Raw genomic sequence first — 12,361 nt, forward strand, 5'->3', positions numbered from 1 at the left:
AATGACCCAATTGATTCGAGTTGAAGACCTGCGCGTGGTCGCTTGCGGCGAGCACGGTGAAACCGAAATCGTCAAAGGCGTGAGCTTTGCCCTGGAACAAGGTGAAGTGCTGGCGTTGATCGGCGAATCAGGCTCGGGCAAGACCACCATTGCCCTCGCGCTGTTGGGTTATGCGCGACGGGGCTGTCGGTTGTCCGGCGGAGTGGTACAGGTCGGCGAGCACAACATGCTCGCGCTCAGCGAGCAGCAATTGCAGGGCCTGCGCGGCAATCGGGTGTCGTATATCGCGCAGAGCGCTGCGGCGGCGTTCAACCCGGCGAAGAAACTGATTGACCAAGTGGTGGAGGGCGCCTTGATTCACGGCCTCGGCACCCGCGCCGCCCTTGAGGCCAAGGCTATTGAACTGTTTCGCGATCTGGCCTTGCCGGACCCGGATCATATCGGCCAGCGTTACCCGCACCAGGTGTCCGGCGGGCAACTGCAGCGAGTGATGGCGGCAATGGCGCTGATCAGTGATCCGTTGCTGGTCATCCTCGACGAACCGACCACGGCGCTCGATGTGACGACCCAGATCGATGTGTTGCGGGCGTTCAAACGCGTGGTGCGTGACCGTGGCGCAACAGCGGTGTATGTGTCCCATGACTTGGCTGTAGTGGCGCAAATGGCTGATCAGATCGTCGTGCTCAATGGCGGTCAGATATTCGAACAAAGCGCCACGGCGGCGCTGCTCAAAGGCCCGAGCCACGAATACACCCGCAGTTTGCTGGCGGCCGCACGGCCCGACACGACGATCCGCCCACCGGGTGGTATTGCCGAAGAAACCCCGCTGCTGACCATTCGCGGCCTGACCGCCGGTTACGGCAACAAGAACACCCAGGGCATGCCGGCCATACGTGTCCTGGAAGACATTGATCTGACCGTGCGCCGGGGCCGGGCGATTGGTGTGATTGGAGAGTCGGGTTCGGGCAAGTCAACGCTGGCCCGCGTGGTGGCCGGCTTGCTCACGCCGGCATTGGGCGAGCTGACCTTTGACGGGCAACCGCTGGGCGGTTGTCTGTCCGAACGCAGCGACGAGCAATTCCGGCGGATCCAGATGGTGTTCCAGAACGCCGACACGGCGCTCAATCCGATGCACAGCATCAGCACGATTCTGAGTCGGCCGCTGAAGATGTATTTCAACCTCAAAGGCGCGGCGTTGCGCGAACGTATCGACGAGTTGCTGGACCTGGTGCGCCTGCCGCGAGCCCTGGCCGAGCGTCGTCCAAGCGAGTTGTCCGGCGGGCAGAAGCAGCGGGTGAACCTGGCGCGGGCATTGGCGGCCAAACCCGATCTGATCCTCTGCGATGAAGTCACCTCGGCGCTGGACACCGTGGTCGGTGCAGCGATTCTTGAATTGCTCCGCGATTTGCGTGAGCAGCTCGGCGTGTCCTACCTGTTCATCAGTCATGACATCTCCACCGTACGCGCCCTGTGCGATGACGTGGTGGTGATGTACAGCGGCCACAAGGTTCAGGCCGGCAGCCGCCAGTCGTTTGCGCAGGCACCGTTCCATCCCTACACCGATCTGTTGATTCACTCGGTGCCGGAGCTGCGCCAGGGCTGGCTGGAAACCTGCGGGACCACCTGCGGCGAACTGCCGCCCATCGGGCCAAAAGCCAACGTCGCCGAGCTGTGCACTTTCCTCAATCGCTGCCCGGTGCGCGTCGATGGCCTGTGCAACCGTACGGCACCCAACCGCCGAATCATCGACGGTGGCAGTGAAATTCTCTGCCACCACGACAGCGTCGAACTGCTGAAAACCCAGCGGGACGTGACCACCTTCAATCAGGGAGCCTATGCATGAGCGCTCGTTTTGTGAGACTGGCCGAGCAGGGTCGGGCGACCGTCAGCTTGACCGTGGATGGCGTGCCCATCAGGGCGTTGCAGGGCGACACATTGATGGTCGCATTGCTCACTCAGGGCAATGCGTTGCGCCAGTCGGAATTCGATTCCGGTCGACGTGCCGGGTTCTGCCTGATGGGCGCCTGCCAGGACTGCTGGGTGTGGACGCGCAGCGGCGAGCGTCTGCGTGCGTGCTCCAGTGAAGTCCGTGAAGGACTGGATCTCGTCACCACACAACCGGAGGCAACATGGCCACTGCACGGGTAGTTATCGTCGGCGCCGGCCCTGCGGGGATTCGCTGCGCCGAGACGTTGGTGAAGGCCGGCTTCAAACCGGTCCTGATCGATGAAAATCGCCGCGACGGCGGCCAGATCTATCGGCGCCAACCCGAAGGTTTCACCCGCGACTACCGCGCGCTGTACGGCACTGAAGCGGCCAAGGCGCGTGACCTGCACGAGAGTTTCGAGCGCTTGCGCCCACACATCGATTACCGCCCCGACACGTTGGTGTGGAATCTGGTGCCCAGGCAATTGTGCTGCGTCAGCCAGGGGCACCATACGACGGTGGACTACGACGCGCTGATCCTCTGCACCGGCGCCACGGACCGTTTGATGCCCATTGAAGGCTGGCAGCTGGCGGGCACCTACAGCCTCGGCGGGGCGCAGATCGCGCTCAAGTCGCAGGCGGTTTCCATCGGCCATCGCGTGGTGTTCATGGGCAGCGGTCCGCTGCTGTATCTGGTGGCCAGCCAGTATGTGAAGGCCGGCGCCAACGTCGCTGCGGTGCTTGATACATCGCCACTGAGCAAACGCATCGGCGCGCTGCCGAAGATGCTCGCGCGGCCCGGCGTGTTGCTCACCGGGATGAAACTGTTGGCGCAGTTGTATCAGGCGAAGATACCAGTGCATCTGGGGATCAAGCCGGAGCTGATATCGGGAGATGCCACCGGCGGCGTCAGTGGTGTGCGTGTGCGCTCAGCCAAAGGCGAAACCCTGGACATCGACTGCGATGCCGTGGCCCTGGGGTATCACTTGCGTCCGGAAACCCAGTTGGCCGATCTGGCCGGATGTCGCATGCGTTTTGATGAAGCGTCCGGCCAATGGTGGCTGGCGCTTGATGAAGAAGGCCGCACTTCGGTCAGCGGTGTGTATGCCGCCGGCGACGGCGCCAGGATTCGCGGTGCCGATGCCGCTGAACATGCCGGGCGTCTGGTGGCGATGGCGCTGCTGGAGGATCAGCAAAAACCGGTGGATGCCGTATTACGCGCAGAGCAACGGCGCGCATTGGCGGTGATGGATCAGTTCCGCCTCGGTCTGGCGCAGGCATTTCCCTGGCCCGCCGAACAGGCCGGGGCCTTGCCGGATTCGGCGATCGTCTGTCGCTGCGAGATGATCAGCGCGGGCGAACTGCGCCGTACGGTCAGTGAAAAGGGCGCGTGCGAAGTCAATCGGGCCAAGGCCTTCAGCCGGGTCGGCATGGGCCGTTGCCAGGGCCGCTACTGCTCGCAGGCCGGCGCCGAAGTGATCGCCGCCGCAGCCGGTGTCAGTGTGCAACAGGTCGGCCGCCAGCGCGGTCAGGCCCCCGTCAAACCGCTGCCGATGGTGATCATCGAGGAACCGTCATGAACCCGCAGAAAAGTGATGTATTGATTATCGGCGGCGGCATCATGGGCGCGGCGTCAGCGTTTTTTCTGCGCCAGCGCGGGCACTCCGTGACCCTGCTCGAGCGCGACCAAATTGGCCAATACGCCAGTGGCGTCAACTTCGGCAACGTGCGGCGTCAGGGCCGTTATCTGGGGCAACTGGAATTGGCCAACCGTTCGTTTGCGCTATGGAAGCGCTTGCCGGAGCTGATTGACGACGATCTGGAGTTCATCGCCAGCGGCCACATGCGCGTGTGTTACCGCGAAGACGAAATTGCCGAGCTCGAAGCGTATGCCGCGGCGCCGGAAGCGGCGCAACTGGATCTGCAGATCTATCGCGGCGCTGAACTGCATCGGCGCTTTCCGTTTCTGGGGCCGGACGTGAAGGGGGGCTCCTACGCACCGCACGACGGTCACGCCAACCCGCGTCTGGCAGCGCCGGCATTCGCCCGGGCGGCGCGGCGGATCGGTGCGCGTATCGAAGAACAGACTGAAGTGGCCGAAGTGCAGAAAACCGCAGGCGAGTTCTGCGTCACCACTACCGATGGCCGGCAATATCGCGCCGCACAACTGCTGATCACCGCCGGCGCCTGGGGAGAGAAACTGTCCGCGCAGTTCGGCGAACCGGTACCGCTGGACACCCATGGCCCGCAGATGGCGGTGACGGAACCGGTGCCGTACGCCTTGCCGACGGTGATTGGCGTGTTCACCAAAATCCCTGAGGAAGTCATTTATTTCCGGCAGATTCCGCGCGGCAACATCATCATTGGCGGCGGCTATCGCAGCAAACCGGACATGGTCAATCGCCGTGCCTATGTCGAGCCACGCAGCATCCTCAACCAGATCCGGCAAATGCGCCGACTGCTGCCGGGTGTCGGCAATCTGAACATCATTCGGGTCTGGAGCGGCATCGAAAGCTATCTGCCGGACTCGCTGCCGATCATGGGGCCAAGCGGCACGGTCGAGGGGCTGTATTACGCATTCGGCTTCTGTGGCCATGGCTTCCAGTTGGGGCCGGGCGTCGGTGACGTCATGGCTGAATTGATCAGCACCGGCAGCACCTCCACGCTGATCGAACCCTTTTCCATACGCCGGTTCGCCCCCTTGGCCGAACAACGGAGCAAAGCCTCATGAAACCCCGTGTACTGGAGATTCTCAAACGATTGATTGCGTTCGATACCGTGTCCTCGGAATCGAACATGGCGTTGATCGAGTACGTTCGCGAGCTGCTGCTGAGCAAGGGCATCGAGTCGCTGATCGTCAAGGACGAAAGCGGCAAGAAGGCCAATCTGTTTGCCAGCACCGGCCCGAAAGACCAACCGGGCATTCTGCTGTCCGGCCACACCGACGTGGTGCCAGCAGCGGGGCAGGCGTGGACGGTTCCACCGTTTCAGGTGACGGAGCAGAACGGGCGGGTTTACGGGCGCGGCAGTTGCGACATGAAAGGCTTTATCGCGCTGGCCATCGACGCGATGCTGGATGCTGCTGACCATGCCCTCAGCCGTCCGCTGCAACTGGCGCTGTCACACGACGAGGAAATCGGCTGCGTCGGCGTGCGACGTTTGCTCGATGTGCTGCATCTGGCGCCGGTGCGGCCGTTTCTGTGCCTGATCGGCGAACCGACCAACATGCAGTTTGTGCTGGGGCACAAGGGCAAGGGCTCGTACCGCACCTATTGTCGGGGGCTGGAGGCGCATTCTTCGCTGGCGCCGCGCTCGGTCAACGCGATCCACGTGGCCTGCGATTTCATTGCAGCGTTGCGTGAATCCCAGCGTCAACTGCAGGAGCAGGGCGCCCGGGATGCCGATTACGACGTGCCTTTCACCACCGTGCACGTGGGCCAGATCGGCGGTGGCCGGGCGCTGAATATCGTGCCGAATCTGTGCACGGTGGATTTTGAAGTGCGCAATTTGCCAGCGGATGATCTGGAACAGATTCTCGCCCAGATGCAGGAGCGTGCCGAGTTGATCGTGCGCGAGGCGAAGAAGCTTTCGAGCGTGGCGGCCATCGAGATTGAAACGGTCAACGTCTATCCCGGCCTGGACACACACCCGAGCGTCGAAGCGGTACGGTTCCTGAAAAATTTCGCGGCGCCGGATACCACGACGTCCAAGGTTTCGTTCGGTACGGAAGGCGGATTGTTCAAGCAGCGTCTGGATGTGCCGGTGGTTGTCTGCGGGCCAGGTTCGATCGAGCAGGCGCACAAGCCCGACGAGTTTATCGAGATCAGCCAGATGGAGGCGGGGGAGCGCTTTCTGGAGGGCTTGCTCGGTTCGCTGAAACGATAGAAACAGCAGTTCTGCTGTTCCACCGCCAATTTCAGCAGCCGACACTGTCCGTCAAGCGCTTTCAGCATCCTTATCCGTCGAGTCTCCCTAGACTGGAATCTGTCTCGGATCAGGACTCGACCATGCTCAAGAATCGTTTGAAAGACCCCGGTCTTCTCGCAGAACTCGCTTATGTGAACGGCCAGTGGATCGGCGCCGATGACGGCGCGACCCTGGATGTCATCGACCCGGCCAGCGGCGAATTGATCGGCCGCGTGCCCGCCATGCAAGGCGTGGAAACCCGTCGCGCCATCGACGCCGCCGAACGGGCCTGGCCCGCCTGGCGGGCACGCCCGGCCGCCGAACGTGCGGCGCTGTTGGAGCGTTGGTATCAGGCGATGATCGACAACCTCGACGATCTGGCGCTGATCATGACCTGCGAACAAGGCAAGCCGCTGAATGAAGCCAAAGGTGAAATCCGCTACGGCGCGGGTTTCGTCAAATGGTTTGCCGAAGAGGCGCGGCGGATTTACGGCGAAACCATGCCGGCACCCAGCGGTGACCGCCGACTGTTGACCCTCAAGCAACCGGTGGGTGTCTGCGCGGCGATCACGCCGTGGAATTTCCCCAACGCAATGATTACCCGCAAGTGTGCTCCGGCCCTGGCGGCGGGGTGCCCGATCATCGTCAAACCGTCGGATCTGACGCCGCTGTCGGCGCTCGCATTGGCGGTGTTGGCTGAGCGCGTCGGTATTCCGGCCGGGGTGTTCAATGTGCTGACCGGCATGCCCGCCGGGATTGGCGAAGAGCTGACCGGCAACCCGACGGTGCGCAAGATTTCCTTCACCGGTTCCACGGCGGTGGGCCGTTTGCTGATGCGCCAGAGTGCCGAACACATCAAGCGATTGAGCCTGGAGCTCGGCGGCAACGCACCGTTCATTGTGTTTGACGACGCTGATCTTGAGCAGGCGATTACCGGAATCATGCTGAGCAAGTTTCGCAACGCCGGGCAGACCTGCGTCTGTGCCAACCGGATTCTGGTGCAGGACGGCATTTACCAGCGTTTTGCCCAGCGTCTGGTCGAGGAGGTCGGCAAACTCAAGGTCGGCAATGGCCTGCAGGACAACGTGACCATCGGCCCGCTGATCAACAAGGCTGCCGTGAGCAAGGTGGCCCGACACATCGATGATGCCTTGAGTCAGGGCGCGCAGTTGCTCTGCGGCGGCGTTCCGCAGGGCGACAGTCAATTTGTGCAACCGACGGTGCTTGGCGATGCCCACGCCGGCATGCTCCTGGCCAACGAAGAAACCTTCGGACCGGTCGCGCCGCTGATGCGTTTTACCGATGAAGCCGAAGCCTTGGCGCTGGCCAATGCCACACCGTTTGGCCTTGGCGCTTATTACTTCACTCAAGACTTGCGTCGCTCATGGCGTTTCGGCGAAGCGCTGGAATTCGGCATGGTCGGCCTCAACACCGGAATCATCTCCATGGAAGTCGCGCCGTTCGGCGGCATCAAACAATCGGGCCTGGGCCGTGAAGGCAGCAAATACGGTCTCGACGAATACCTTGAAGTCAAAGCCTTCCACATCGGCGGCTTGTAACTTCACAACAACGGGGAGCCACAACTGATGAGCAAGGTCTTCAAGATCGCCGCGATTGCCGGCGACGGGATTGGCAAGGAAGTGCTGCCCGAGGGGCTGCGGGTTCTGGAGCAGGCCGCGAAAAAATGGGAGCTGGACTTGAGCATTGAAGTGCTCGACTGGGCGCATTGCGATTATTACCTGGAACACGGGCAGATGATGCCCGAGGACTGGTTCGAACAGCTCAAGGGCTTCGACGCGATTTACTTCGGCGCCGTGGGCTGGCCGGAGAAAGTGCCGGACCATATTTCCCTGTGGGGGTCGCTGCTGAAATTCCGTCGCGACTTCGACCAGTACGTGAATATCCGCCCGGTGCGCTTGTTCCCCGGGGTGCCATGCCCGTTGGCCGGACGCGAACCGGGGGACATCGATTTCGTGGTGATTCGCGAGAACACCGAAGGCGAGTATTCATCGGTCGGCGGCAAGATGTTCGAAGGCACCGAGCATGAGTTTGTGCTGCAGGAATCGGTCTTCACCCGCCGGGGTGTCGACCGGATTCTCAAGTTTGCCTTCGACCTGGCCCAGACCCGGCCACGCAAGCGCCTGACCGCAGCGACCAAGTCCAACGGCATTTCGATCAGCATGCCGTACTGGGACGAGCGCACCGCGCTGATGGCCGCGCAGTACCCGCAGGTGACGTGGGACAAGCAGCACATCGATATCTTGTGTGCGCGCTTCGTTCTGCAACCGGATCGGTTCGATGTGGTGGTGGCGTCGAACCTGTTCGGCGACATCCTCTCCGACCTGGGGCCTGCGTGTGCCGGAACCATCGGCATTGCGCCGTCGGCCAACCTGGATCCGCAGCGACGTTTTCCGTCACTGTTCGAGCCAGTGCATGGTTCGGCGCCAGACATCTATGGGCAGAACATCGCCAACCCGATTGCGATGATCTGGTCCGGGGCGCTCATGCTCGATTTCCTGGGCAACGGTGACGAGCGTTATCGCGCAGCACACGACGGGATCTTGCAGGCGATCGAGCGGGTGATCGCCGAGGGACCGATCACCCCGGATCTGGGCGGGAAGGGCTCGACCCAGGATGTCGGCAAAGCCATCGCCGAGTTCCTCTGAAGCTTCGTCATCCTCTGCATGAGTGAGCCTGCTCGCTCGTGCAGAGGGTGTGAATCAGTAACCTTTGTTGCGGTCGATCTGACCGCTCATGGGCTCGCCGCGTTCGAAGCTGCGGATGTTCTCCAGCAGGACAGCAAATGCACTTTCCGGCTGAGTCATCGCCGCGATATGCGGCGTCAGCAGAATCTGCGGATGGCCCCAGAAGGGATGATCCGCCGGTGCCGGCTCGTTCTGCACCACATCCAGCACCGCGCCGCTGAGTTGCCCGCTGTCCAGCGCGTCGAGCAAGTCCTCTTCCACCAGATGCCCACCGCGCCCCATGTTGATCAGTGCCGCGCCATGCGGCAATTGGCGAAACAACTCGCGGTCGAGAATGCCACGGGTCTGCTCGGTCAGCGGCAATACGCACATCACAATGTCGCACTGGCTCAGAAACGCCGGCAGTTGCTCGCGACCGGCAAAGCACTCGACGCCGGCAATCCGATGCGCACTGCGCGCCCACCCCTTGAGGGCAAAGCCCAGGGGCTGCAAGGTGGCGAGAATCTGCTGCGCCTGAGTACCGAGGCCCATCACCCCCACCCGACGTTGATGCGCCGGCTGCAGCAGGTGCGCCTGCCAACAGCGCGCCATCTGCTGCTGGCGATAGCGCAACATATCCCGGTGCAAGCTGAGCACGGCAAAACTGGCGTACTCGCACATGCCTTGGGTGATCCCGGGATCGAGCAGGCGCACCACCGGAAGACTCGCCGGGATACGGCTCAGGTCCAACTGATCGACTCCGGCCGACAACGCAAACAACACCTGCAGATTCGGCAACACCGTCTGCAGATCCTCCGGCGCCTGCCACGCCGCCAGGTACTTGATGTCTGCGGGATCGCCGATGTCCGGCCAGGCGCGCCATTCGATGTCCGGGGCATGTTCGGCGAACAGTGCTTTCCACTGTTCGCCGCGCACGGGGTCAGCTTTGTAGAGCAGGGCCATGGTCAATTCCTGAGAGGGTTGAAAGTGCTCCCATCATCGCCCAACGCCAGAGCAGGATCTGTCGAAAGCAGCGCTGCGAACACTGTGCGTCATGTCATATATGCACGCGGCCGGCAGATTCGGCGGCCTGAAGGAATCTGCCGTTTGGCAGGGTGAAAACAGTCGATCCGGATTTCTCAGGGGCCAAGTTCGGCGTAGTTCGTTCCGCACAAGTCTTAATCTTAAGACCCTGTGTAACCACCTCCTGCATTCACTCCGGGCTGCCGGACTCACGAAGGGAAATGCCATGAACAGCCAAGTCGACCAAACACCTCATTTACTCCGTCAGCGTGATCAGTTCGTGCCACGCGGACTGGTCACCGCTCATCCGCTGGTGATTGATCGCGCCCAAGGGGCTGAATTGTGGGACGTAGACGGCCAGCGTTATCTGGACTTCGTCGGCGGCATCGGCGTGCTGAACATCGGCCATAACCATCCCAAAGTGGTTGCAGCGGTGCAGGCCCAATTGCAAAAAGTCTCGCACGCCTGCTTTCAGGTGGTGGCCTACAAGCCGTATCTGGATCTCGCCCAGCGCTTGTGCGAAATGATAGGCGGCGAGGAGCAATACAAAGCGGCGTTCTTCACCTCCGGCGCCGAAGCCGTGGAGAACGCGGTGAAAATCGCCCGTGCTCACACCAACCGCTCTGCGGTGATCTCCTTCCGCGGCGGTTTCCATGGACGCACCTTGCTCGGCACCACTTTGACTGGCATGAGCCAGCCCTACAAACAGAACTTCGGGCCATTCGCGCCGGAGGTGTTTCACACCCCATATCCAAATGCCTATCGCGGCGTCACCAGTGAGATGGCGCTCAAGGCGCTGGACGAGTTGCTTGCCACTCAGGTTGCGCCGGAGCGGGTTGCGGCGATCATCATTGAACCCGTGCAGGGCGACGGTGGTTTCCTTGCCGCGCCGGCACAATTCCTCCAGGCATTGCGCGAGTTGACCCACAAGCACGGCATCGTGCTGATCCTCGATGAAATCCAGACCGGATTCGGCCGCACCGGCAAGTGGTTCGGTTTCCAGCACGCCGGCATCCAGCCTGACCTGGTCACCGTCGCCAAGAGTCTGGCCGGGGGGCTGCCGTTATCGGGCGTGGTCGGCAAAGCCGACATCATGGATTCGCCACTGCCCGGGGGCCTCGGCGGCACCTACGGCGGCAACGCACTGTCCTGCGCAGCGGCCCTGGCGGTGATCGACGCTTATGAAGAAGAGAAACTGCTCGAACGCGGCTATGCATTGGGCAAGCGTCTGCGTGAAGGTTTGCTGCAGTTGCAGCGCCGTTACCCGCAGATCGGTGACGTACGCGGCACCGGGTTCATGTTGGCCATCGAGCTGATCAAGAACGATGAAGCGCGCTCACCGGACGCGGATCTGAACCAGCGTGTGATCGATGAAGCGCGCAAAGGTGGCTTGCTGGTGATCAAGTGCGGCGTCTATCGCAACGTCCTGCGCTTCCTCGCGCCACTGGTGACGACCGAAGCGCAGATCGATGAAGCCTTGCAGATTCTGCAGGCGGCGTTGGCACGGGTATTGAACTGATGTCCGCCGGGTTCAGAGGCGCGGTCGCTGGCCAGCGTCGCTGAACCTTTTTGGCGCATGGATTGATGAAACGCATCATCGGAGGCTGTGTACACCATGGGGCTGACTGATTATCGAGCACTGCTCATCGATTGCGACGAAGTCCTGGTTGACCGTGATTCGGGGGTCTGGGCAGCGCTGCAGCCGTTGCTCGACAGCCGGGGCGGGCGCCCGGACAAGGAACAGGTGCTGGGCGAATTTCGCGAGGTGGTGCAGGCGCTCTATCCCCGCTTTGACGAACTGGGCTTCAGCGGATTGCTGTGTTTTGCCCATCGCCAACTGGCCGAGCGCTGGAGCTTGAAAGCCAGTTGGGAGGAGGGCATGAGTTTCGCGCGTTCTGCTGCCAACTGGTCATTGTTCGAAGACGCGCCCGGAGCGATGCTGTACCTACGCAAGTTTTATCGCCTGTTGGTCGTGGGCGACCGGGATGCCGAGGATCGCGCCGTGTTGTGCGAGCACCTGGGGATTGTGGCTGATGACTTTATTTCGCTGGCCAGCGATCCGCTGCGGGACGAGGACTGGTTGAATGCCAACGAGCTGAAGCCGGTACACATTCTGCGGGTCACCCGACCCGCCGCCCGCGGTCAGGCGCTGACCGATGTGTGCCTGATCGGTCGCGAACGGGTGAAACAACCGACCCCATGCGCTGCGGATTATTGCATCAACAGCATGGCTGACCTGGTCGCACAGCATCAGATGTGTTTACGGCGCTGATTTTGCTAGTAGATTGTCCTACAAATGGCAGTCAAGAGGTTCGCAATGGAAGGTTTAGTCAAACTGGACCGCATCGACATCAGTATCCTGGTTGAGTTGCAGAAGGACGGGCGCATGACCAATGTGAGTCTGGCCGATGCCGTGGGATTGTCGGCCAGCCCCTGCCTGCAACGGGTCAAACGGCTGGAATCGGCCGGGTACATTTCCAGCTACAAGGCACACTTGAACCTGGCGAAGATCACCGAATCGGTAACGGTCTTCACCGAAATCACCCTGAGTGACCACAAGCGCGAAGACTTCGCCAAATTCGAGTCGAATATCCGGCTGGTGGATGAAGTGCTCGAATGCCATTTGATCAGTGGCGGCTACGATTATTTGGTGCGCTTCATGACGCGCAGTATTCAGCATTATCAGGAAGTGATTGAAAGCCTGCTGGATAAAAACATCGGCATTTCCAAGTACTTCAGCTACATCGTCATCAAATCCCCGGTGCTCAAGGACGGCGTGCCGTTGCGCAAGTTGTTGCGGCACTGAAGTTCCATACACCCAT

11 protein-coding genes are annotated in these 12,361 nt (G+C 61.6%); 10 read left to right on the plus strand and 1 reads right to left on the minus strand.

Going from position 1 to position 12,361, the window contains the following annotated elements; genetic code table 11:
* Position 1: 1 nt before the first annotated feature.
* From ACSPX5_RS09415 to ACSPX5_RS09445, 7 genes are all read left to right on the plus strand, one after another.
* Positions 2-1,843, plus strand: a complete 1,842-nt coding sequence (locus tag ACSPX5_RS09415) for an ABC transporter ATP-binding protein (RefSeq protein WP_439821529.1) — start codon at positions 2-4, stop codon at positions 1,841-1,843.
* Positions 1,840-2,148: a (2Fe-2S)-binding protein gene (locus tag ACSPX5_RS09420; RefSeq protein WP_085730909.1), complete on the plus strand. Its 309-nt coding sequence runs from the start codon at positions 1,840-1,842 to the stop codon at positions 2,146-2,148. The genes ACSPX5_RS09415 and ACSPX5_RS09420 overlap by 4 nt, the downstream gene beginning before the upstream one ends.
* Entirely contained in the window at positions 2,130-3,506 is a 1,377-nt protein-coding gene (locus ACSPX5_RS09425) for an FAD-dependent oxidoreductase (RefSeq protein ID WP_439821530.1), read from the plus strand. Before ACSPX5_RS09420 ends, ACSPX5_RS09425 begins: the two co-directional genes overlap by 19 nt.
* A complete protein-coding gene (locus ACSPX5_RS09430; protein ID WP_439821531.1) occupies positions 3,503-4,657 on the plus strand; it encodes an NAD(P)/FAD-dependent oxidoreductase in 1,155 nt (384 codons plus the stop codon). Before ACSPX5_RS09425 ends, ACSPX5_RS09430 begins: the two co-directional genes overlap by 4 nt.
* Entirely contained in the window at positions 4,654-5,811 is a 1,158-nt protein-coding gene (gene argE / locus ACSPX5_RS09435; RefSeq protein WP_439821532.1) for an acetylornithine deacetylase, read from the plus strand. The genes ACSPX5_RS09430 and argE overlap by 4 nt, the downstream gene beginning before the upstream one ends.
* A 122-nt stretch (positions 5,812-5,933) precedes the next feature.
* Positions 5,934-7,391, plus strand: coding sequence for an NAD-dependent succinate-semialdehyde dehydrogenase (locus ACSPX5_RS09440; protein WP_439821533.1), 1,458 nt, complete (start codon positions 5,934-5,936; stop codon positions 7,389-7,391).
* 27 nt (positions 7,392-7,418) lie between these two features.
* A complete protein-coding gene (locus ACSPX5_RS09445; RefSeq protein ID WP_439821534.1) occupies positions 7,419-8,498 on the plus strand; it encodes a tartrate dehydrogenase in 1,080 nt (359 codons plus the stop codon).
* Positions 8,499-8,552: 54 nt separating this feature from the next.
* Here the strand turns inward: ACSPX5_RS09445 and ACSPX5_RS09450 are convergent, their stop codons facing one another.
* The gene (locus ACSPX5_RS09450; protein WP_439821535.1) at positions 8,553-9,479 is read right to left on the minus strand and encodes a 2-hydroxyacid dehydrogenase; all 927 of its coding nucleotides are present in this window, start codon (positions 9,477-9,479) and stop codon (positions 8,553-8,555) included.
* A 286-nt stretch (positions 9,480-9,765) separates the two neighbouring features.
* Here ACSPX5_RS09450 and gabT point away from each other — a divergent pair, with 286 nt between their 5' ends.
* The 3 genes from gabT to ACSPX5_RS09465 all read left to right on the plus strand — a co-directional run bounded on the left by gabT (position 9,766) and on the right by ACSPX5_RS09465 (position 12,345).
* Positions 9,766-11,058, plus strand: a complete 1,293-nt coding sequence (gene gabT, locus ACSPX5_RS09455; RefSeq protein ID WP_439821536.1) for a 4-aminobutyrate--2-oxoglutarate transaminase — start codon at positions 9,766-9,768, stop codon at positions 11,056-11,058.
* A 96-nt stretch (positions 11,059-11,154) separates the two neighbouring features.
* Positions 11,155-11,811, plus strand: coding sequence for a 2-haloalkanoic acid dehalogenase (locus ACSPX5_RS09460; protein ID WP_207864225.1), 657 nt, complete (start codon positions 11,155-11,157; stop codon positions 11,809-11,811).
* Between the two features lie 45 nt (positions 11,812-11,856).
* On the plus strand, positions 11,857-12,345 hold the full coding sequence (locus ACSPX5_RS09465) for an Lrp/AsnC family transcriptional regulator (protein ID WP_027616181.1): 489 nt from the start codon (positions 11,857-11,859) through the stop codon (positions 12,343-12,345).
* The last annotated feature ends 16 nt before the right edge of the window (positions 12,346-12,361 follow it).

Origin of the sequence: Pseudomonas sp. HLG18 (genome assembly GCF_051903985.1) — a bacterium.
In the GTDB taxonomy this organism is placed as follows: Bacteria; Pseudomonadota; Gammaproteobacteria; order Pseudomonadales; family Pseudomonadaceae; genus Aquipseudomonas; species Aquipseudomonas fluorescens_BT.

Excerpts from the sequence above, each read along its gene's own strand:
- ACSPX5_RS09415 (WP_439821529.1), top strand. The coding sequence starts at position 2 with ATGACCCAATTGATTCGAGTTGAAGACCTGCGCGTGGTCGCTTGCGGC.
- ACSPX5_RS09420 (WP_085730909.1), top strand. The coding sequence starts at position 1,840 with ATGAGCGCTCGTTTTGTGAGACTGGCCGAGCAGGGTCGGGCGACCGTC.
- ACSPX5_RS09425 (WP_439821530.1), top strand. The coding sequence starts at position 2,130 with ATGGCCACTGCACGGGTAGTTATCGTCGGCGCCGGCCCTGCGGGGATT.
- ACSPX5_RS09430 (WP_439821531.1), top strand. The coding sequence starts at position 3,503 with ATGAACCCGCAGAAAAGTGATGTATTGATTATCGGCGGCGGCATCATG.
- argE (WP_439821532.1), top strand. The coding sequence starts at position 4,654 with ATGAAACCCCGTGTACTGGAGATTCTCAAACGATTGATTGCGTTCGAT.
- ACSPX5_RS09440 (WP_439821533.1), top strand. The coding sequence starts at position 5,934 with ATGCTCAAGAATCGTTTGAAAGACCCCGGTCTTCTCGCAGAACTCGCT.
- ACSPX5_RS09445 (WP_439821534.1), top strand. The coding sequence starts at position 7,419 with ATGAGCAAGGTCTTCAAGATCGCCGCGATTGCCGGCGACGGGATTGGC.
- ACSPX5_RS09450 (WP_439821535.1), bottom strand. The coding sequence starts at position 9,479 with ATGGCCCTGCTCTACAAAGCTGACCCCGTGCGCGGCGAACAGTGGAAA.
- gabT (WP_439821536.1), top strand. The coding sequence starts at position 9,766 with ATGAACAGCCAAGTCGACCAAACACCTCATTTACTCCGTCAGCGTGAT.
- ACSPX5_RS09460 (WP_207864225.1), top strand. The coding sequence starts at position 11,155 with ATGGGGCTGACTGATTATCGAGCACTGCTCATCGATTGCGACGAAGTC.
- ACSPX5_RS09465 (WP_027616181.1), top strand. The coding sequence starts at position 11,857 with ATGGAAGGTTTAGTCAAACTGGACCGCATCGACATCAGTATCCTGGTT.